Origin of the sequence: Bradyrhizobium sp. RP6, assembly GCF_003837805.1 — a bacterium.
Classification (GTDB): Bacteria; Pseudomonadota; Alphaproteobacteria; order Rhizobiales; family Xanthobacteraceae; genus Bradyrhizobium.
In genome coordinates, this window is the sequence record NZ_RQIT01000018.1 from 39,031 (window position 1) to 59,214 (window position 20,184).

Sequence of the window (20,184 nt, forward strand, 5' to 3'; positions counted from 1 at the left end):
CTCGTCATCCTTCGAGACCGATCCAGGCATGCGCATGATCCGGAAAAATGTGCAGCGGCTTTCCCTCGCGACAAACGCGGAGCGCGTTTGTGCGAAGATCATGCGTGAGGAGCAACTTCAGCTGCGATGATTCGTCGTCGCAGCTGCGGCAACAAAGCAAGCGAGGCATCAAATGACTCTCCGGATTTCGGGAAAGAGCATCAGCGTCGGCGAGGCTCTGCGCGGCCGCGTTGCAGACCGCACCGACGAGGTGCTGCGCAAATATTTCGACGGCAACTATTCCGGCCACATCACGCTCAGCAAGGACGGCTTCGGCTTTCGTACCGATTGTGCCCTGCATCTCGATTCGGGAATCACGCTGGAGGCCGATTCGAACGCACCGGATGCCTATGCCAGCGCCGACCAGGCGCTGCTGATGATCGAGAAGCGGCTGCGTCGCTACAAGAACCGGCTCAAGGACCGCTCCGCGCGCAAGGCCCATGTCGCCTCCGAGGCGATGGCCGCGCTCGACGCCACGGCTTACGTGCTGGAAGCGCCCGGAGAGGGCGAGGAGGAGATCACCGGCTACAGCCCGGTCATCATCGCGGAGCAAACCACGTCGCTGAAGCGGCTCTCGGTCAGCGAAGCGGTCATGGAACTCGACCTCAGCGGGGCGCCCTGCATGGTGTTCCAGCACGGTTCGTCAGGCCGGGTGAACATCATTTACCGCCGGGCGGACGGCAATGTGGGCTGGATTGACCCGCCGGGGGCGAAGGCGGACGGCCGATCGCAAGGCTAGGCCCGGGATTCGGGCTTGGTTCCCGTCCCGGCCCTTAACATTGACGGTGGCAAAGCCACACGCGGGAGTTGGCACCGGGATTGCGTTGGAGTAGAAGCCCCCCACATCTCGACCGGGGCTAAGTGCGCCTCCTGCTTCATGTTATTGACGCCGGCTCAGCTTGGTCTATCAAGCTGGCCAAATCGGAACCTGACGGTTTAATTCACCTCGGAAACCCTCCATGCCGATTACCGATCTGGTCGCACCCGAGGCGATTCTCCCGGCATTGAAGGTCAACAGCAAGAAGCAGGCCTTGCAGGAGCTCGCAGCCAAAGCCGCCGAGCTGACCGGGCAGAACGAGCGCTCGGTGTTCGAGGTGCTGCTGCAACGGGAGAAGCTCGGCACCACCGCAGTCGGCTATGGCGTCGCCATTCCGCACGGCAAGCTGCCCAAGCTGGAAAAGATCTTCGGCCTGTTCGCGCGGCTCGATCGTCCGATCGATTTCGAGGCGATGGACGGCCAGCCGGTCGATCTCGTCTTCCTGCTGCTCGCCCCCGAAGGCGCCGGCGCCGATCATTTGAAGGCGCTCGCCCGCATCGCCCGCCTGTTGCGCGACCAGGACATCGCCAAGAAGCTCCGCGCCTCGCGCGATGCCCAGGCGATCTATTCCGTGCTCGCGCTGCCGCCGGCGACGGCGGCCTAGAGCCTTTCCGCATTAAGGAAATTATTAACCGTGCTTCTGGAAGGTCAGCTCATGGCCAGCCTGCACACCGTAGCTGATTCCGAGGCATACGACAGCGCGATCTGGAAAGCGCGCGGCGCCGGCGTGGAAACGCTTGCCAGAAACGTGATCCGCATTTCGATCACCGTCAACGTGATCGCCTCGATGGGCGTCTTCAACCCCGGGTTGCTTCCGGCAGAGTGGAGCTATGTGCAACAGGCCGTTGCGCTCCTGATGTGGATCATCCTGATCTACGCCAGTGCCTTCGTACGCCCGCGCGTGAGAGTGCAGTGCAATCCCGATCTCATCGCGCTGGTCGCATTCTATGCTCTCGCCGTCGCTTCGGTTCTCTGGACCAGCCTCGCCACCGCAGCGATCATGAAGAGCGCGGCACTTGCGGTGACGACCTTCGGTGCGTACTGCCTCATCACGCGCATCGACATCGACGAGATCGTCGGATCGACGACGCTGGGGCTCTTCATGCTGGTCGCCGCCTCCGCCTTGTGTGCGGTCTTCGTGCCCGAGATCGGCGTAGACCAGAGCTGGATGCACAAGGGCCAATGGCAGGGAATATATGAATCGAAGCAGACGCTCGGCTTCATCAGCGCATATCTGATGTTCTTTGCCTGCTACCAGAAGATGACGGGGCAGAAATGGACCGTTTTTCTCGCGACGTTTCTCCTGGCATCGACGTGCGTCATCGCCTCGGAATCCCGTGGTGCCGGTGCCGTTGCCGTGGCCGCGGGTGCACTGCTCGTGACCTCGATGTGGTCGATCCGCTGCATGAGAGTTTACGCGGTTCTGCCCTTCATCATGTGCATCCTGGCCACCCTGCTGATCCTGTATTTCTACGTGACGGGGTACGATTCCATCCATCTCGGCGAATCCACCATCAATTTGACCGAGCGGACCTTCATTTGGCAGTACGCCATCAGCCATTTCGACGATGCGCCGCTGCTGGGCTTCGGCATCAACGGATTCTGGACGCGTCCCGCAATTTACGACTATTTCAACCAGAACCATGGCTGGGTGCTCGACAATTATCACAGCGGTTACATCGCGGTGGCGATTGAAACGGGATTTCTGGGATACGTGCTGTTCGTCGCGAGCGTCTATCTGTTTTCGGAGAAGGTCCTGTATTTGATCGCAACTCGGTCGATCGATCGTTGCCACTGCGCTCTCGTCATCGGATTCGTCGTCCTGAGCTTTCAATCGAATTTCACGGAGACGATGTTCCTTCGCTCGACGATGTTCACGTCGGTGCTGCTGGTCGCATTCTTCTTTGCGGTGTGCAGGCCGGTGCGGCAGCAAATCCTGCAGCAATGATGAGGCAAGCAGGATGAAAGCCGTCTGCGCCCGCTGGTCGGTAATTTGCGGCCTCACCCTGGCAATATCCGCGCTTGCGATCGTCTCGCAGGCCGAGGCAGCCGGGCAGGGCGCCGCGCCCGCTCCCCCGAAATTGAGGCGCGGCATCAACATCCTTGGTTACGACGGCATCTGGGAAGGAGGCCGGAACGCGCCGTTTCGCCTGGACAACCTCATTTCGATCAGAAAGGCCGGCTTCTCGCACGTTCGGATCAATTTCTTCGGCTTCAAGTTCATGGGCCCCGGAAATCTGCTGGATGAAATCGTCTTGAGGCGGCTTGACGCCGTCATCGAGGAGGTGCTCGCCCGCAATCTCATCCCCGTCCTCGACGAGCACGATACCAATACCTGCCAGCGCGATGTGTCCGAATGCGCCGAGAAGCTGAAGGCGTTCTGGACGCAGATCGCCGAGCGCTATGCCGGAAAATATCCGGCGCTCGTCTTCGAGGTTCTCAACGAGCCGGGCGGGCAGATGACGTCCGCCGGCTGGAACGCCCTTCTGAACGAGTGTCTCGGCATCATCCGCAGAACCAACCCCGGGCGGACGGTCATTGCTGCCGTTCTCAACGTCGATGACATGCCGGTCGAAGAACTGGTTCTGCCCTCGGAGGACAGAAACCTCATCGTGACGTTTCACTATTACGCGCCGATCCGTTTCACCCATCAGGGCGCGCCGTGGTCCGAAACGTTTTCGCGAATAGGGCCGCTCGATTGGGGCACGCCGGAGGACGAACGAAAGGCACGCGCCGATTTCGAGAAGGTTCGTATCTGGTCCGAACGCGAAAAGCGTCCGATCTATCTCGGCGAGTTCGGCGTGTACGAGGCCGCCCCAGCCGAAGCCCGGACCAGATATCTGTCGTTCGTCGCGCGAAGCGCGGAGCGGCTTGGCTGGGCCTGGGCCTACTGGCAGTTCGACCATGATTTCGCGGCCTTCGACAGCGCGCGTCAGACCTGGAAGCCTGAGATCATGCGGGCGCTGATCCCGGCGGTGCGTTGAAGCGGGAAGCCTTTGCGACCTGAGCTCCGCCGCGGAAAGATCCTGGATTGCTTCGCCGCGCTCGCAATGACGATGCGGAAAATTCATCGCGCAAAAGCAAAACAAGCACGCCTTCGCGTGAAGGCGTCGCACGATTGCGGAACACCATGCGATCGACTCGTGCAGTCGCTGCTGCTTGCGAGATCGGCAATAGCGACGGCTTGCACTTATGTCATAGAGAGTGCTTCGAGCGTCACCGGTTGCCGCATGAGCGTCGCTTTGCCGTGACGATGAAACCTGTGTGTCCACGGGTCAAATACCGGGGCGCGCGCCTCGACGAATTCGTTGATATCGCGTGTAACCACGATCAGGTCCTGTAAAGCGGCGACGGCTGCGATGAACAAATCCGGTTCTCCGAAGGTGTGGCGGCGCTTGCGCCCCTCGGCGACCATCGTTCTCCCTCGAACGATCACGTCCTCCGTGATGCCGAGAACTCGCCCTGCGAACAACGGCCGAAGCGTGTTATCCAGCTCCTCTGCCGCGACAATGACTGCGGCATCCTTTCCGTGCACGCGCTGTGGCCCGGACCGTTGGGCCTCTCTGACAATCTGGCTTAGGTGCGTTTTCGCATCCTGAAGGCTCCATCGCCTCGATTGAAGGCCCTTCTTCGAAGAGGGGCGCTTTGCCGTCATGTCGCTCTTTCTGGTCGGATCAACCAGATTTTAGAATATCCGAACTTGTCGACAAAGCAAGACGGGCACGCCTTCGCGTGAAGGCATGCCCGCTTGAAACTCTATTTATGCGACGCGCGCGCTTTAGTGCACGCTCACCGCTTGCAGCTCGTTGCTCCAGGCGTTGGCGACCGCGGCTTCGCGGCTGTCGGTCAGCATGATCGGCGTGCCGTCGGCGGCGTGGAGCGCGAAAAGCTTGAGGCCCGGCGCAATCTTGGGCGCCTCGGGGAACAGGTCCGGCACGTCCTCGGAACGGATCTGCTTCACATAGGCGATATGGCCTTCGCCCAGGGTTGCCAGTGTCTCCGGAGAGACGTTCTTGGCTTCGTATTCGAACGCAACGTGACCTTCACTCATGGTCTCGACTCCTCTGGAACACTAAGCGGTCGAGTCCGCTACTCGTTCCATTATTCGTGCTCATTGATAGCGATTGTCTTAACGATCCTATCCGGTTCTGGCCGGGCCAGATCGATCGACAACAGCCCGTTCTTCAGATCCGCACCCAGCACCAGCATCCCCTCCGCCAGCACGAAGGTGCGCTGGAAGTGGCGCGCGGCGATGCCGCGATGGATGTATTGCCGAGACTTGTCGTCCTGCTGCCGCCCGCGGATCACGAGCTGGTTTTCCTCAATGGTTACATCGAGTTGGTCGCGGGTGAATCCGGCGACCGCCAGCGTGATGCGCAAACGCTCGGGCTGGCCGTCCGCGCCGCCGCACCTCTCGATATTGTAGGGAGGGTAGCCGTCGGCGCCTTTGACGACGCGGTCGAGCACACGCTCGATCTCGTCGAAGCCCAGCAGAAAGGGACTGGAGAGCGTTGGAACACGAGACATAGTTTACAAAGTCCTCGCAGAAGCGACTTTGGTGTTTCAGGGCCCGTAGTGGCACCCCTTGACCAGCAATATGGGCACGTTCTGCTGTGGGTTCAAGGACGTAGCCGGAGGCTGTGGACGGGCATTGCGCCCTCGGATAGTCGCGGATCGTCGCGGCCGGGCTTGTCCTGGCATGACGACTCTGTCGCTGAATATTCTCTAGTGAAAACAACCCCCGTTCTACTGTGCATGGGGTTGTTTTCGCACTTTGGCGTTTGGCTCTGCGGAACCCCTCAGGCCTCGAGCCGCGTCCGCCCGTCGGCGCTGAACAGATGCAGCTTGGCGCGCACCGCCGCGACGCGGATCCTCGTGCCGATCGCGGGGGCGTCGGTTCCGGGAATGCGGACGATGATCTCGCCGGGCGGCAGCTCGCCGGGGGTGGCGGCGACGCGCTGCGCCTCCTGCTCGCGGGAGCCGTAGACGAAGGTTTCGGCACCGACGCGCTCGATTGCCTCCACCGTCAGCGGCAGTGCGACGCCGCCATCCGGGGTCTGGTCGGTGATGACGAAGTCTTCCGGGCGGATGCCGAGGATGCCGGCGTCGGCCGCGGCGCTGCCGGCGAGCTGCGAACGGATCTCCTCAGGGCGCGTCGACATCAGGTTCATCGGCGGCGCGCCGATGAAGGAGGCGACGAAGGTCGTCGCCGGCTTCTCGTAGATATCAAGGGGATTGCCGACCTGCTCGACCTGGCCGCCGTTCATCACGACGAGGATGTCGGCGAGTGTCATCGCTTCGAGCTGGTCGTGGGTGACGTAGATCGATGTCGTGTTGAGCCGGCGCTGCAATTTGCGGATCTCGACCCGCATCGCGATGCGCAGCTTGGCATCGAGGTTCGACAGCGGTTCGTCGAACAGGAACACCTTGGGCTGGCGTACGATGGCGCGGCCCATGGCGACGCGCTGGCGCTGGCCGCCCGAGAGCTGGCGCGGCTTGCGCTCCAGCATCGACGTGAGCTCGAGGATGCGCGCGGCTTCGTCGACGCGGGTCCTGATCTCGGCTTCCGCCATGCCGCGGTTGCGCAGGCCATAGGCCATGTTGTTGTAGACGCTCATGTGCGGATAGAGCGCGTAGTTCTGGAACACCATCGCGATGTCGCGGTCGGCGGGCTCGATTCCGTTGACGACGCGGCCGCCGATGTCGATCTCGCCGTCGGTGACCGTCTCAAGCCCGGCGACCATGCGCAGCAGCGTGGACTTGCCGCAGCCGCTAGGTCCGACCAGCACGCAGAACTGTCCGTCGCCGACATCGACGTCGACGCCTTTGATGGCCTCGAAGCCGCCGGTATAGGTCTTGCGGACGTTGCGCAGGGTGACGTTAGCCATGAAAACTCGCTTCTTACTTTTCCGTCTCGACCAGTCCGCGCACGAACAGCTTCTGCATGACCACGACGACGAACACCGGCGGCAGCATCGCCAGCACGGCGGTCGCCATCACGATCGGCCATTCGGTCAGCGCGTCGGTGGTGGTGATCATCTTGCGGATGCCGATCTGGATGGTCTGCATGTCGTCGCGCGTGGTGATCAGCAGCGGCCAGAGATACTGATTCCAGCCGAGGATGAACAGGATCACGAACAGCGCCGCCATGTTGGTGCGCGACAGCGGCAGCAGCGTATCCCAGAAGAAGCGGAAGGGGCCTGCGCCGTCGATGCGCGAGGCCTCCAGGAGCTCGTCCGGAACGGTCATGAAGAACTGGCGGAACAGCAGCGTCGCGGTGGCCGAGGCGATCAGCGGCAGCGACAGGCCGGCATAGCTGTCGAGCATGTGCAGGTCGGCGACGATCTTGTAGGTCGGATAGATGCGGACCTCGACCGGCAGCATCAGGGTGATGAAGATCAGCCAGAACAGCGCCATCCGGAACGGGAAGCGGAAATACACGATCGCATAGGCCGAGATGATCGAGATCGCGATCTTGCCGACCGCGATCAAGAGCGCCATCACCAGCGAGTTCAGCATCATGTTGCCGACCGGCTCGCGGGTCGAGCCGCTCGTGCCGACGAAGATCGTCTGGTAGTAAGTCTCGAAGAAATGACCGCCCGGCAGCAGCGACATCTGGCCGTTGGCGATCACCGCGTTGTCCTGCGTGGAGGCGATGAAGGCGAGATAGACCGGGAAGGCGACGATCGCGATTCCGATCCAGAGGATGATGTGGGCGATGTAGCGCCGGAAGCCTTCTTCCTCGACCATCAGTAGGTCACCTTGCGTTCGACGAAGCGGAACTGGATGCCCGTCAGCACGATGACCATGATCATCAGGATCACCGACTGCGCCGCGGAGCTGCCGAGATTTCCGCCGAGCAGGCCGTCGGTATAGACCTTGTAGACCAGCGTCTCGGTCGACTTGCCGGGGCCGCCCCGGGTCATGGTGTCGATGATGCCGAACGTGTCGAAGAACGCGTAGACGATGTTGACGACCAGGAGGAAGAAGATGGTCGGCGACAGCAGCGGGAAGGTCACGGTCCAGAACCGCCGCATCGGCCGCGCGCCGTCGATCGCGGCGGCCTCGAGCACGCTCTTCGGGATGCTCTGCAGGCCGGCGAGGAAGAACAGGAAATTGTAGGAGATCTGCTTCCAGGCGGCGGCGAGGATGATCAGCGCGGCGGCCTGGTCGCCGTCGAGCAGCGGATTCCAGTCGATGCCGAGCGCGCGCAGATAGCGCGAGAGCACGCCGAGCGAGGGATGCAGCATGAAAATCCAGAGCACGCCGACGACCGGCGGCGCCACCGCATAGGGCCAGATCAGAAGCGTGCGGTAGAGCATCGAGCCGCGCAGCGGCTTGTCCGCCATCACCGCGAGCAGCAGCGCAAACGACAGCGACGACACCGCGATCGCGAAGGAGAAGAAGAAGGTGCGCAGGATCGCCTCGAAATAGGCGGGCTCCTTGAACAGGTCGATATAGTTCTCGAACCAGACGAAGCTGGTCGAGAGGCCGAAGGCGTCCTGGAGCAGGAAGGACTGGATCACCGCCTGCAACGCCGGCCAGTAGAAGAAAATCAGGACGATCGCGAGCTGCGGCGCAACCAGCGCGTAGGGCAATAGCTTCGACTGGAAAATGGCTTGCTTTTGCATGATGCCCGCAGCAGCGGCAGGCCGGCTTCACCGGCCTGCCGCTTGTCGCCTCACTTCACGGCGGTCTTTTCGAACTGCCGCAGCATGGTGTTGCCGCGCTCGACGGCCGAGTCCAGCGCCTGCTTGGCGGTCTTCTTGCCGGCCAGCGCCTGCTCGATCTCTTCGGCCCAGACGTCGCGGAGCTGCACCATGTTGCCGAGGCGCAGGCCGCGGGAGTTCTCGGTCGGCTCCTTGTTGGTCAGCTCGAGCAGCGGGGTCTCGAGATAGGGCTGGTCCTTGTAGAAGCCTTCGGCCTTGGCCTTCTCATACGCGGCCTTGGTGATCGGCAGATAGCCCGATGCCTTGTGGATGTAGACCTGGCGATCGGTGTCCGACAGGAAGGAAAGGAATTTCGCGACGCCCTTGTAGTCGTCGGCCGGCTTGCCGCCCATCACCCAGAGCGAAGCGCCGCCGATGATCGAGTTCTGCGGCGCGCCCTTCACGTCGGGATAATAGGGCATCGGCACCGCGGTGAAGTTGAACTTGGCCTGCGCCTTGACGTTACCGAAGAAGGCCGACGAGGTCAGGTAGAGTGGGCATTCGCCTGACGTGAAGCGGCCTTCGCCGGTGTTGGTGCGGCCGGCATAATCGTAGGTCTTGTCCTTCTGGAGCTCGACCAGCTTCTCGAGGTGCTTGACCTGGAGCGGTCCGTTGAACTGCAGCACGGTGTCGAAGCCGTCGAGGCCGTTGGCCTTGCTGGCCAGCGGCACGTTGTGCCAGGCGGAGAGCTGCTCGAGATTGACCCAGGTGACCCAGGAGTTGGAGAAGCCGCAGGTGGGATGGCCGTTGTCGTGCAGCTTCTTGGCGGCGTCGAACACTTCAGGCCAGGTCTTCGGGATCGCGACATTCGCCTTCTTCAGCTCGTCGAGGTTGACCCACATCACGGTCGACGACGAGTTGAAGGGGAAGGACAGCATCTCGCCCTTCGAGGTCGAATAGTAGCCGGTGATCGCGGGCAGATAGGCCTTGGGGTCGAACTTCTCGCCGGTCTCGGCCATCAGCTTGTAGACCGGCTTCACGGCGCCGGTCGCGGCCATCATGGTGGCGGTGCCGACCTCGAACACCTGCATGATGTGCGGCGCGTTGCCGGCGCGGAACGCCGCGATGCCGGCGTTCATCGTATCGGCGTAGTTGCCCTTGTAGGTCGGGATCACCTTGTAGTCGCTCTGCGCGGCGTTGAAGTCGTTGGCGAGCTTGACGATAACGTCATTGTTGGCGCCGGTCATCGCGTGCCACCACTGGATTTCAGTTACGGCCAGAGCCGGCGAGGCGCCCATGCCAACCGTCATTGCCAATGCGGCAGCCGCGCCAAAGTGTCGAAGAGCCATCAAGAAACCTCCCTTGCCCGTCACTAAAGAAGCGCTTGCGCTAGCAGCGCCATATGACGTTCACATGACTGTGTAAGCGGCCGAAACGAAAGCGGCAAGCGCTGGAAAAGGGAAGCCGTCAAATAGGCGAATGCGCAGCGACAGCCGCAGCCGTTCGCGCTGCACAGGCGTACGCGCGCCGCAGTGCGGCATTGGCGAATGTGGGAAGGTGAGCGCCGTCAGCGCCGAATGACGCTGGGCGGAATGGACGCAGCTCCGGTCTCTCTTAACCTCTGCCGCTCTCGTCCACCGAAGCCTTGGCGAAGGCGGATGCGGGAGAGGTCGCGCCGAAGGCGCGGGTGAGGGCTTTCTCCTCTTGGGGGTAGTCCCATTGCGGAGACACCCTCTCCCCAGCCCTCCCCCGCAAGCGCGGGAGGGAGCGCACCTGGGCGCTGCCGCTCGATCTCTGTCTTATCTCAGCGCTTGCGCTCGGGGCCGCAGACCGTGCCCTTCTGGACCATCGTGTCGATCTCGGCCTTGGAGTAACCGAACTCGCCGAGCACCTCCGCCGCGTGCTGGCTGAATTTCGGCGGCAGGCGGCGCAGGCTCGGCTTTGAGCGATCGAGCCGGATCGGTGACGCCACGCCCTTGTACCAGTCCTTCTCGATAATATCGCCGCGGTAGAGCGTGTGCGGGTTGGTCAACGCCTGGTCGATCTTCTGCACGGGGCCAGCGGGCAGGCCTGCCGCGAGCAGGCGATTGCACAGCGGCTCGGCCTCGTGCTGGCTGAACACCGCGGCAAGCTCGGCGCGCAGCAGCTCGCGATTGGCGATGCGGTCCTTGTTGCGGGCAAAGCGCGGGTCGGTGCCGAGCTCGGGCTTGCCGATCTCCTTGGCCAGCTTGCGGAAGGTGCCGTCATTGCCGACGCCGATGAAGATGTCGTCGGTCTTGGTCGGGAAAATCGCGTAGGGCACGAGGTTCGGGTGCTCGTTGCCGGTGAGGCTCGGCGGCTTGCCATGCATGAAATAGTTCGCGGTGTGCGGATGCATGATGGCAAGACCGGTCTCGTACAGGGTCGTTTCCAGGAACTGGCCCTTGCCGGAGCGCTGCCGCTCCGACAGCGCCATCAGGATGCCGATCGCGGCATAAAGTCCGGTGGTGATGTCGACCAAGGGCACGCCGATCCGCATCGGACCGCTCTCGGGCGAGCCGGTCGCCGCGATCATGCCGGTCATGGCCTGGATGATGGCGTCGTAGCCGGGATTGCCGCCGCGCGGGCCGTCGGCGCCGAAGCCGCAGATGCGGCAATGCACGAGGCGCGGGAATTTTTCGCGCAAGCTCTCGTTGCCGATGCCCCATTTCTCCAGCGTGCCCGGCTTGAAATTCTCGATCAGGACGTCGGCGGTCTCCAGCATCTTGAGCAGCACGGCGCGGCCGCCCTCGGAGGCGAGGTCGAGGCCGATCGAGCGCTTGTTGCGGTTGATGCCGACGAAATAGGCCGCATCCTCCTCGTGGAAGGGAGGGCCCCATTCGCGCACCTCGTCGCCCGCGGGTGGCTCGACCTTGATCACGTCGGCGCCATGGTCGGCGAGGATCTGGGTGCAGTAGGGACCGCCGAGCACGCGCGTGAGATCGATGACTCGCAGTCCGCTCATTGCGCCCGTTGCTGCTTCAGTCATGCCTTCGCTTCTCCTGTGTCGAGGTTCGGTCACAGGCCTAGCGAGGTTTGCCAGGAGCAGCAATGGCTCCTGGCGTGGGGCTGCATGCGCTGTCGCGCGTCAATGCCGCGGCGTGGCAAAACGACGAAGGCCGGCCCGAGGGGGATCCCGGGCCAGCCCATCCGCACTTTCGATCAGACCACCGTCAGGCGAACATCGACATTGCCGCGCGTGGCATTGGAGTAGGGGCACACCTGATGCGCCTTCGCGACCAGCGCCTCGGCTTCCGCGCGGCCAAGGCCCGGCAGCGAGACGGCGAGGTCGATGTCGAGGCCGAAGCCGCCTTCGGAGCGCGGTCCGATGCCGACGGTCGAGGTGACGGAGGCGTCGGCCGGAACCTTCGGGCCGCCCTGCGACGCCACGAACTTCATCGCGCCGATGAAGCAGGCGGCATAGCCGGCCGCAAACAGCTGCTCGGGATTGTTGCCGGCGCCGCCACCGCCGCCGAGCTCCTTCGGCGTGGTGAGCTTGACGTCGAGCGCGCCGTCGAGGGTCGCAGCATGGCCGTCGCGGCCGCCGGTGGCTTTTGCGCTGGTCTTGTAGAGGACGTTCACGGACATTGTGGTCTCCCTGGGGTTTTGGGATGGTACGCGATCTTTATTGCAGGCAATTAGATTGCGCGCAATTGAAATTGCGGCGTCTCACATTTAATTGTTCGCAATTGAATGTGCCGCCGACCGGCCTCACAATTCGGCCGAACCTCGTGAGATTTTGCAATGGCCCGGAAACCATCGGCAGCGGACGCGCCGCTGCGGCTCGACAACCAGATCTGCTTCGCAGTCTATTCCGCCGCGCATGCCTTCAACCGCGTCTACAAGCCGCTGCTCGACGGGCTCGGCCTGACTTATCCGCAATATCTCGTCATGCTGGTGCTGTGGGAGCGCGACGACGTGCCGGTCAAGGACATCGGCGAGAAGCTGTTCCTGGATTCGGGCACGCTGACGCCGCTGCTCAAGCGGCTCGAGGCCGCCCATCTCGTCAAGCGCAGCCGCTCGCGCGAGGACGAGCGTCAGGTGCTGATCGCGCTGACGCCGCAGGGCCATGCACTGAAGGAAAAGGCACGCAGCGTGCCGCAGTCGATCCTGGCGGCGTCGGACTGCTCGGTGTCGGAGCTGGTCGCGATGAAGGACGGGATCGTCGCGTTGCGCGACAGGCTGAATGCGGTGATTGGGGAGTAGGGGGCTGCTACGCGCGATCAGAAATGCTTCTTCGCAAATGCTCGCCCCGAGCCAGATTTGAGATATCGCTCGAATGCGACAGCGCGTGCAGCGTCATCGAACGCAAAATAGGTCCGAATTCGCCAAGGCCCGTATTTCGAGGTGTGCGACACCTCGCCGGCGTTATGCTTCGCCAAACGGGCTCGTAGGTCGTCCGTGATGCCGACATAGAAATGCTGGGAATCGAGGCTTTCGAGGATATAGACGTATTTCATTCTGCTTCCCCCCAGAGGGCAGGATAGCAGCCTGGAGCCAGTGTGGGGCTTTTGCTCGCGCTCGCAGATAGAGCCCGCCGTCGCCCTTCGGGCTATGGCGGGGCAGCCTTCACTCACTTCGCTACGAGGGACTTCCCTAGGCTTGCCCAGCCGAAGCTCGCGAAGCGAGCGAAGGCTGGTGGAGCCAGGCGGGATCGAACCGCCGACCTCTTGCATGCCATGCAAGCGCTCTCCCAGCTGAGCTATGGCCCCTTAGTCCTTCACCGGGGTGAACCTGGTTGATCACCCCAGACCGGCGAGCCGAGCGACTCGCGCGGTGCACCCTTTTTCACAGATCAGGGCTGATCTCAAGTCTCTTCATCACCTCCGACGTCACCAATGATGTCGGTCACGTCCTCATCGCCCTCTTCTTCGTCGGCAATGAAGGTCGAATCATCGTCATCGTCGTCGTCGATCGTTTCGTCGACCTCGATATCGTCCTCGGATTCGGGCACGACGGCCTTGACCTTGCCGGTGTTCTCCTCGGCATCGGCCTCCTCGAGGGAGACCAATTCCTCGGTCTCTGCCGGCTCCGGCGCGGTGTCCTGGGCCATATTGCGGGCATCGGCGCCGCGGGGCGCGCGCGCAGGGGCGATCGGGGCGATCGGCACCACCTCGCCGGTATAGGGCGAGATCACCGGATTCTTGTTGAGGTCATAGAACTTCTTGCCCGTGGTCGGGCAAATACGTTTGGTTCCGAGTTCGGACTTGGCCACGGCAGGAATCCTGGGAATGTCTGAAAAGCGGTGCTTCACTTGGCTAGTTGGCGGCCCGCTGTCAATAGCGCATTACGGCAGAACGACATGCCGTGACGGGGGCCAGACCATGTGGTACCTGCGCGCCAGCCCACAGGGCCTATTCAAGGACACAATCTTGACCCATTCCGACCAACCGAGGCCGCTCAAGGCTCGTGCCAGCGGTCCCCTGACCGGGAAAGTACGGGTGCCCGGGGACAAGTCGATCTCCCACCGTGCCCTCATCCTGGGTGCGCTCGCGGTCGGCGAGACCAGGGTTTCGGGCCTGCTGGAGGGCGAGGACGTCCTCAACACAGCCAAATCCATGCAGGCGCTCGGCGCCAGCGTCGAGCGCATCGGCGATTTCGCGTGGAAAGTGCAGGGCGTTGGTGTCGCCGGCTTCGCCCCGCCCAAGGCGCCGCTCGATTTCGGCAACTCCGGCACCGGCTGCCGGCTGGTCATGGGCGCCGTCGCCGGCTGCCCGATCTCGGCGGTGTTCGACGGCGACGCCTCGCTGCGCAGCCGCCCCATGCGCCGGATCCTCGATCCGCTGGAAAAGATGGGCGCCAGGGTCATCTCCGGCGGCGAGGGCGGCCGTCTGCCGCTGACCCTCCAGGGCGCGCGCGATCCGCTGCCGATCACCTACAAGACCCCGGTCGCCTCGGCCCAGATCAAATCGGCCGTGCTGCTGGCGGGCCTGGCTGCGCCGGGCACCACGACGGTGATCGAGAGCGAGGCCAGCCGCGACCACACCGAGCTGATGCTGAAGCATTTCGGCGCGGACATCACCTCGGCCCGGGAAGGCCAGCATGGCCGCCGCATCACGCTGGTGGGCCAGCCCGAGCTGCACGGCGCGACCGTCGTCGTGCCCGCCGATCCCTCTTCGGCGGCCTTCCCAATCGTCGCAGCGCTGATCGTCGAAGGCTCCGATGTCGTGCTGTCCGACGTCATGACCAATCCGCTGCGCATCGGTCTGTTCACCACGCTTCGCGAAATGGGCGCCTCGATCGAGGAGAGCGAAGTGCGGGGCGATGCCGGCGAGCCGATGGCGCAGCTTCGTGTGCGCGCCTCGAAGCTGCGCGGTGTCGAAGTGCCGCCGGAGCGCGCGCCCTCGATGATCGACGAATATCTGGTGCTGGCGGTGGCGGCCTCCTTCGCCGAGGGCACGACGATCATGCGCGGCCTGCAGGAGTTGCGCGTCAAGGAATCCGACCGGTTGGAGGCGACCGCCGCCATGCTCCGCGTCAACGGCGTCAAGGTCGAGATCTCGGGCGATGATCTGATCGTCGAGGGCCGCGGCCATGTCCCCGGTGGCGGGATCGTCGCCACCCACATGGACCATCGCATCGCGATGTCGGCCCTGGTGATGGGCTGCGCCTCCGACCAGCCGGTGACGGTCGACGACACCGCTTTCATTGCCACCAGTTTCCCGGATTTCATTCCGATGATGCGTTCGCTAGGGGCCGAGTTCTCATGATCATTGCCATCGACGGGCCCGCGGCATCGGGCAAGGGGACGCTCGGCAAACGTCTCGCCCACCATTACGGCTATCGCCACTTGGATACCGGCGTGATCTACCGCGCGGTGGCTTACGAGCTGATGCAGTCCGGCCATGATCTGCGCGACGAGGCAGCCGCGGTGCAGGCTGCATTGGAACTTGATCCCGAAAAGTTCGGCAATCCCGCGCTGAAGACCCAAAAGGCCGGCGAGGGCGCCTCGATCGTCTCGGCAATCCCGAGGGTCCGCGAGGTCCTCGTCAGCTTTCAGCGCCAATTCGCCGCCGATCCGCCGGGGGCGGTGCTGGACGGCCGGGACATTGGAACCGTGATCTGCCCCCATGCCGACGTGAAGATCTTCGTCGTCGCAGACCCCAAGGTGCGCGCGCGCCGCCGCACCATGGAGGCCAGGGCGAGGGGCGAGGAGGCGGACGAGGCCGCCGTGCTTGCCGACATCATCCAGCGTGACGAACGCGACAAGAACCGGCCGATTGCGCCTTTAAAGCCGGCCCCGGATGCTTACTTGCTAGATAACTCCCAACTGGATATAGAAGGCGGCGTCCGGGCCGCCATCGACATTATCGAGGCCGTCCGAGCGGGCCGGTCGCGGGGTTAAGCCGCTGCCGTCATTGGAGGAAGCGCCCGCTCCCGCCTCTTTGATGTCGATACCCTCGGTCCCTGCTTCAGGGTCCGGCGCGATCCAGGGTCCGGACAAAGATTCCACGTATCGAACGCGCGGGCCTCAGCCGGCCCGCTTCCGCCGTTCCGGTCGCAGGCCGGGGCAGCGAGCGGTCGCTCGAAGGTTTTGCGGACCTTCCGACACTGCGCGTGCGATGCGCCCACGAACCCAACGGCCGGCAAGACATCCGCAATTGGAGAACAAATGGCTTCGACTTCTGCTGATACCTATAGCCCCTCGCGTGACGATTTCGCCGCGATGCTCGACGAGTCCTTTGCAGGCGGCAACCTGCAGGAAAGCTCCGTCGTCAAGGGCAAGGTGGTTGCAATTGAAAAGGACATGGCCGTCATCGACGTCGGCCTGAAGACCGAGGGCCGCGTCGCGCTGCGCGAATTTTCCGGCCCCGGCCGTGAAAGCGATCTCAAGGTCGGCGACGAGGTGGAAGTGTTCCTCGATCGCATCGAAAACGCCCTCGGCGAAGCCGTGCTGTCGCGCGACAAGGCGCGCCGCGAAGAGAGCTGGGGCAAGCTCGAGAAGGCGTTCCAGAACAACGAGAAGGTCAACGGCGTCATCTTCAACCAGGTCAAGGGCGGCTTCACGGTCGACCTCGACGGTGCGGTGGCGTTCCTGCCGCGCTCGCAGGTCGACATCCGCCCGATCCGCGACGTTGCGCCGCTGATGAACAACTCGCAGCCGTTCCAGATCCTCAAGATGGATCGCCGCCGCGGCAACATCGTCGTCTCCCGCCGCACGGTGCTGGAAGAGACCCGCGCCGAGCAGCGTCAGGAGCTGGTGCAGAACCTCGAAGAGGGTCAGGTCATCGACGGCGTGGTCAAGAACATCACCGATTACGGTGCGTTCGTCGACCTCGGCGGCATCGACGGCCTGCTGCACGTCACCGACATCGCGTGGCGCCGCGTCAACCACCCGACCGAGGTGCTCTCGATCGGTCAGACCGTGAAGGTCAAGATCATCAAGATCAACCACGAGACGCACCGCATCTCGCTGGGCATGAAGCAGCTGCTGGACGATCCGTGGCAGGGCATCGAAGCCAAGTACCCGCTGGGTGCCCGCTTCACAGGCCGCGTCACCAACATCACCGACTACGGTGCATTCGTCGAGCTCGAGCCGGGCATCGAAGGCCTGATCCACGTCTCCGAGATGTCGTGGACCAAGAAGAACATGCATCCCGGCAAGATCGTCTCGACCTCGCAGGAAGTCGACGTGCAGGTGCTGGAAGTCGATTCCGTCAAGCGCCGCATCTCGCTCGGCCTCAAGCAGACCATGCGCAATCCGTGGGAGGTCTTCGTCGAAAGCCACCCGACCGGTTCGGTGGTCGAGGGCGAGGTCAAGAACAAGACCGAGTTCGGCCTGTTCCTCGGCCTCGAGGGCGACGTCGACGGCATGGTCCACCTCTCCGATCTCGACTGGAAGCTTCCGGGCGAGCAGGTGATCGACAACTACAAGAAGGGCGACATGGTGAAGGCCGTGGTGCTCGATGTGGACGTCGAGAAGGAGCGTATCTCGCTCGGCATCAAGCAGCTCGAAGGTGACCCCTTCGCCGAGCCGGGCGATGTCAAGAAGGGCGCGGTCGTGACCTGCGAAGTGCTCGAAGTGAAGGAGAGCGGTATCGAGGTGAAGATCGCCGGTACCGATTTCACCACCTTCATCAAGCGCTCCGAGCTCGCGCGTGATCGCAACGACCAGCGCGCCGAACGCTTCGCCGTCGGCGAGAAGGTCGATGCCCGCGTGATCCAGTTCGACAAGAAGGCCCGCAAGGTCCAGGTGTCGATCAAGGCGCTGGAGGTCGCCGAAGAGAAGGAAGCCATCGCGCAGTACGGCTCTTCCGATTCGGGCGCGACGCTCGGCGACATTCTGGGCACCGCGCTCAAGAACCGCGACAGCAAGTAAGCTAAACGTCCGTTTTGCTGCATCGAAGCCCCGGCGCGAGCCGGGGCTTTTTTGTTGCGGCATACACAACTGTCGTCCCGGACAAGCGCAGCGAAGCGGAGCGCGGATCCGGGACCCGTAGCCGCAGGGAGAAGTTTGACGAAGACTCGCAGTTGCCAGCTCGCGCGACGACTTCTTCCTGGGATTATGGATCCCCGCCCCGTGCGCAATTGCGCACTATGCGGGGATGATGACTGAGTCTGCGGCGACTTGCTCGTCCCTCACCAGGCCTTGTTTTCTTCAAATTGCGCCGCAATTGATGTATTCAGCTAAGCCAATGGTCACGCTGTGACGGCACAACGCGCCCAGCCTTTCATTTGGAGATACTCCGATGTCGCTCGATTCGGACATCATCGTCGATCGCCGCAGGATCCGCCGCAAGCTCACGTTCTGGCGTGTGATGGCCGCGCTGATCGCGATCGCGGCGATTGCGAGCTTTGCGCTGATGGCGACGCCCGGAGCGCGCGGGACCTTCGCATCCGCCGGCTCGATCGCACGCGTTCACATCGATGGATTGATCCGCAGCGATTCCGAGCGCACGCAGGCGCTGGAGCGGCTCGAGAGCTCGCGGGCCGCCGCCGTCATCGTTCACATCAACTCGCCGGGCGGCACCACCGCCGGCTCCGAGCAGCTCTACGACTCGCTCACCCGGCTGAAAGCGAAGAAGCCGCTGGTCGTCGTCGTCGAGGGCCTCGCCGCATCGGGCGGCTACATCACGGCGATCGCCAGCGACCACATCGTCGCCCAGCAGAGCTCGCTGGTCGGCTCGATCGGCGTGCTGTTCCAGTATCCCAACGTCTCCGAGCTGCTGAAGACCATCGGCGTCAGGGTCGAGGAGGTGAAATCCTCGCCGCTGAAGGCAGCTCCCAACGGCTTTGAGCCGACCAGTCCCGAGGCGCGCGCCGCGCTCGATGCGCTGGTCAAGGATTCCTACGCCTGGTTCAAGGGAATGGTGAAGGAGCGGCGTGGCATGGATGACACGCAGCTCGAAAAAGTCGCCGATGGCCGTGTCTTTACCGGGCGCCAGGCGATCGATCTCAAGCTGATCGACCAGATCGGTGACGAGAAGACGGCGGTGACCTGGCTGATCGAGCACAAGGGCGTCAAGAAGGGACTTCCGGTACGCGATTACAAGCTTGAGCCGCGCTTTGGCGATCTGACATTCCTCAAGACCGCCGCCGCCGTGACGCTGGAAGCGCTCGGTTTGGGCTCGATTGCGCATCAAATCGGCCAAACCGGTGTCGCGCAGGCGGTCGACCGGCTCGGAATGGATGGAATGCTGGCCCTGTGGCAGCCGGCCGCATCAAACTGACTGGAGCAGGCGAGTTCCGCGAGGTTTTCTCGTGGGACGAGTGCCGGCGCAGCACGCTTTTTCGGCATTTGTCACGTATTTTCGCGACGCTCAGCCTTGATTTAGCGTCTTGACAGATCACGGTATTTTCACGGAAATGGTCATCCGCACGCTTCCGGGTCCTATCTCTCGATGATCAAATCCGAACTTGTTCAGCGTATCGCCGAGCACAACCCGCATCTGTACCAGCGGGATGTCGAGAACATTGTGAATGCGATTCTCGAAGAGATCGTAGCGGCCCTCGCGCGCGGTGATCGCGTCGAGTTGCGCGGCTTCGGTGCCTTCTCGGTCAAGCACCGCCCTGCCCGCGCAGGGCGCAATCCACGCACCGGCGCCCATGTGCCAGTCGATCAGAAGAGCGTTCCGTTCTTCAAGACCGGCAAGGAAATGCGCGAGCGGCTGAACCGCGACCATCCAGATCCCGGCGGCGCAGACTGAAGCGCGATGTGACCGCGCTTTAGGGTTTTTCGCGGTCGCACAGGATGCGGCCGCGGGCTTGATTCAAGGCGAGCGACGCGAGATGCGAAAGTTCCTGACCGCGCTGATCGTGATTCCGCTGGGCCTGATCCTGGTGGCGTTTGCCGTCGCCAACCGGCATTTCGTCACGGTCTCCTTCGATCCCTTCATTTCCGACGACCCGTCACTGTCGCTGACGTTGCCGCTGTTCCTGCTCCTGATCCTGGTGGCCGCGCTGGGCGTCGTGGTCGGCGGCTCGGCCGTCTGGTTCGGCCAGCGGCACTGGCGGCGCGCGGCGCGTCGGAATGATGCGGAGGCCCGGGCCATCAGGGCCGAACTGGCCGATCTGCGGGCCCAGGCGGCTGCGGCCAGGGCAGAGCCCCAGCGCCTTCCCGCGCCTTCCGGGGTGGGGCTGTACGGGCCCATCGGGCGAGACAAGCAGCGCGCGACGTTGTAGAAGCGGCCCCAACCGAAAGCCCCGTTTTCCGGCCGCGGA

At 63.3% G+C, this 20,184-nt stretch carries 22 protein-coding genes and 1 tRNA gene; 11 read left to right on the forward strand and 12 right to left on the reverse strand.

What is annotated here, in order from left to right:
• Window positions 1-172: 172 nt before the first annotated feature.
• The 4 genes from hpf to EHH60_RS26815 all read left to right on the forward strand — a co-directional run bounded on the left by hpf (window position 173) and on the right by EHH60_RS26815 (window position 3,840).
• Window positions 173-778 (forward strand): ribosome hibernation-promoting factor, HPF/YfiA family, encoded by a 606-nt coding sequence (gene hpf, locus EHH60_RS26800; protein ID WP_124162389.1) that lies wholly within the window; start codon window positions 173-175, stop codon window positions 776-778.
• Window positions 779-998: 220 nt separating this feature from the next.
• Window positions 999-1,460 (forward strand): PTS IIA-like nitrogen regulatory protein PtsN, encoded by a 462-nt coding sequence (gene ptsN / locus EHH60_RS26805; protein ID WP_008141251.1) that lies wholly within the window; start codon window positions 999-1,001, stop codon window positions 1,458-1,460.
• A gap of 51 nt (window positions 1,461-1,511) precedes the next feature.
• On the forward strand, window positions 1,512-2,804 hold the full coding sequence (locus tag EHH60_RS26810) for an O-antigen ligase family protein (protein WP_124162390.1): 1,293 nt from the start codon (window positions 1,512-1,514) through the stop codon (window positions 2,802-2,804).
• Between the two features lie 13 nt (window positions 2,805-2,817).
• Complete coding sequence (locus tag EHH60_RS26815; protein ID WP_124162391.1) at window positions 2,818-3,840, forward strand: glycoside hydrolase family 5 protein; 1,023 nt, start codon at window positions 2,818-2,820, stop codon at window positions 3,838-3,840.
• A 206-nt stretch (window positions 3,841-4,046) separates the two neighbouring features.
• Here the strand turns inward: EHH60_RS26815 and EHH60_RS26820 are convergent, their stop codons facing one another.
• The 9 genes from EHH60_RS26820 to EHH60_RS26860 all read right to left on the reverse strand — a co-directional run bounded on the left by EHH60_RS26820 (window position 4,047) and on the right by EHH60_RS26860 (window position 12,111).
• On the reverse strand, window positions 4,047-4,511 hold the full coding sequence (locus EHH60_RS26820) for a type II toxin-antitoxin system prevent-host-death family antitoxin (protein ID WP_124162392.1): 465 nt from the start codon (window positions 4,509-4,511) through the stop codon (window positions 4,047-4,049).
• 123 nt (window positions 4,512-4,634) lie between these two features.
• Complete coding sequence (locus EHH60_RS26825; protein ID WP_018645064.1) at window positions 4,635-4,907, reverse strand: BQ00720 family protein; 273 nt, start codon at window positions 4,905-4,907, stop codon at window positions 4,635-4,637.
• A gap of 50 nt (window positions 4,908-4,957) precedes the next feature.
• The gene (locus EHH60_RS26830; RefSeq protein ID WP_124162393.1) at window positions 4,958-5,383 is read right to left on the reverse strand and encodes an Hsp20 family protein; all 426 of its coding nucleotides are present in this window, start codon (window positions 5,381-5,383) and stop codon (window positions 4,958-4,960) included.
• A gap of 272 nt (window positions 5,384-5,655) precedes the next feature.
• Window positions 5,656-6,744: a sn-glycerol-3-phosphate import ATP-binding protein UgpC gene (locus EHH60_RS26835; RefSeq protein ID WP_124162394.1), complete on the reverse strand. Its 1,089-nt coding sequence runs from the start codon at window positions 6,742-6,744 to the stop codon at window positions 5,656-5,658.
• A 13-nt stretch (window positions 6,745-6,757) separates the two neighbouring features.
• Complete coding sequence (ugpE, locus tag EHH60_RS26840) at window positions 6,758-7,606, reverse strand: sn-glycerol-3-phosphate ABC transporter permease UgpE (RefSeq protein WP_124162395.1); 849 nt, start codon at window positions 7,604-7,606, stop codon at window positions 6,758-6,760.
• On the reverse strand, window positions 7,606-8,487 hold the full coding sequence (ugpA, locus tag EHH60_RS26845) for a sn-glycerol-3-phosphate ABC transporter permease UgpA (protein WP_124162396.1): 882 nt from the start codon (window positions 8,485-8,487) through the stop codon (window positions 7,606-7,608). The genes ugpE and ugpA overlap by 1 nt, the downstream gene beginning before the upstream one ends.
• A 50-nt stretch (window positions 8,488-8,537) precedes the next feature.
• Entirely contained in the window at window positions 8,538-9,854 is a 1,317-nt protein-coding gene (gene ugpB / locus EHH60_RS26850) for a sn-glycerol-3-phosphate ABC transporter substrate-binding protein UgpB (protein WP_124162397.1), read from the reverse strand.
• 455 nt (window positions 9,855-10,309) lie between these two features.
• Complete coding sequence (locus EHH60_RS26855) at window positions 10,310-11,512, reverse strand: CaiB/BaiF CoA transferase family protein (RefSeq protein WP_124162398.1); 1,203 nt, start codon at window positions 11,510-11,512, stop codon at window positions 10,310-10,312.
• Window positions 11,513-11,685: 173 nt separating this feature from the next.
• Entirely contained in the window at window positions 11,686-12,111 is a 426-nt protein-coding gene (locus EHH60_RS26860; RefSeq protein ID WP_124162399.1) for an organic hydroperoxide resistance protein, read from the reverse strand.
• Between the two features lie 156 nt (window positions 12,112-12,267).
• On the opposite strand from EHH60_RS26860, the gene EHH60_RS26865 reads away from it, so the two are divergent.
• Window positions 12,268-12,729 (forward strand): MarR family winged helix-turn-helix transcriptional regulator, encoded by a 462-nt coding sequence (locus EHH60_RS26865; RefSeq protein WP_124162400.1) that lies wholly within the window; start codon window positions 12,268-12,270, stop codon window positions 12,727-12,729.
• 17 nt (window positions 12,730-12,746) lie between these two features.
• Here the strand turns inward: EHH60_RS26865 and EHH60_RS38825 are convergent, their stop codons facing one another.
• The 3 genes from EHH60_RS38825 to EHH60_RS26880 all read right to left on the reverse strand — a co-directional run bounded on the left by EHH60_RS38825 (window position 12,747) and on the right by EHH60_RS26880 (window position 13,738).
• A complete protein-coding gene (locus EHH60_RS38825) occupies window positions 12,747-13,199 on the reverse strand; it encodes a GIY-YIG nuclease family protein (RefSeq protein WP_124162479.1) in 453 nt (150 codons plus the stop codon).
• Window positions 13,160-13,235, reverse strand: a tRNA-Ala gene (locus tag EHH60_RS26875). The genes EHH60_RS38825 and EHH60_RS26875 overlap by 40 nt, the downstream gene beginning before the upstream one ends.
• 95 nt (window positions 13,236-13,330) lie before the next feature.
• The gene (locus tag EHH60_RS26880) at window positions 13,331-13,738 is read right to left on the reverse strand and encodes a TIGR02300 family protein (protein ID WP_124162401.1); all 408 of its coding nucleotides are present in this window, start codon (window positions 13,736-13,738) and stop codon (window positions 13,331-13,333) included.
• Between the two features lie 157 nt (window positions 13,739-13,895).
• On the opposite strand from EHH60_RS26880, the gene aroA reads away from it, so the two are divergent.
• The 6 genes from aroA to EHH60_RS26910 all read left to right on the forward strand — a co-directional run bounded on the left by aroA (window position 13,896) and on the right by EHH60_RS26910 (window position 20,145).
• Entirely contained in the window at window positions 13,896-15,233 is a 1,338-nt protein-coding gene (gene aroA / locus EHH60_RS26885; RefSeq protein ID WP_124162402.1) for a 3-phosphoshikimate 1-carboxyvinyltransferase, read from the forward strand.
• Window positions 15,230-15,868: a (d)CMP kinase gene (gene cmk, locus EHH60_RS26890; protein ID WP_124162403.1), complete on the forward strand. Its 639-nt coding sequence runs from the start codon at window positions 15,230-15,232 to the stop codon at window positions 15,866-15,868. Before aroA ends, cmk begins: the two co-directional genes overlap by 4 nt.
• A 267-nt stretch (window positions 15,869-16,135) precedes the next feature.
• Window positions 16,136-17,842 (forward strand): 30S ribosomal protein S1, encoded by a 1,707-nt coding sequence (gene rpsA, locus EHH60_RS26895; RefSeq protein WP_124162404.1) that lies wholly within the window; start codon window positions 16,136-16,138, stop codon window positions 17,840-17,842.
• Between the two features lie 370 nt (window positions 17,843-18,212).
• A complete protein-coding gene (gene sppA / locus EHH60_RS26900; protein ID WP_124162405.1) occupies window positions 18,213-19,193 on the forward strand; it encodes a signal peptide peptidase SppA in 981 nt (326 codons plus the stop codon).
• Window positions 19,194-19,364: 171 nt separating this feature from the next.
• Window positions 19,365-19,670, forward strand: a complete 306-nt coding sequence (locus EHH60_RS26905) for an integration host factor subunit beta (protein WP_124162406.1) — start codon at window positions 19,365-19,367, stop codon at window positions 19,668-19,670.
• 82 nt (window positions 19,671-19,752) lie between these two features.
• Entirely contained in the window at window positions 19,753-20,145 is a 393-nt protein-coding gene (locus tag EHH60_RS26910; RefSeq protein WP_124162407.1) for a lipopolysaccharide assembly protein LapA domain-containing protein, read from the forward strand.
• The last annotated feature ends 39 nt before the right edge of the window (window positions 20,146-20,184 follow it).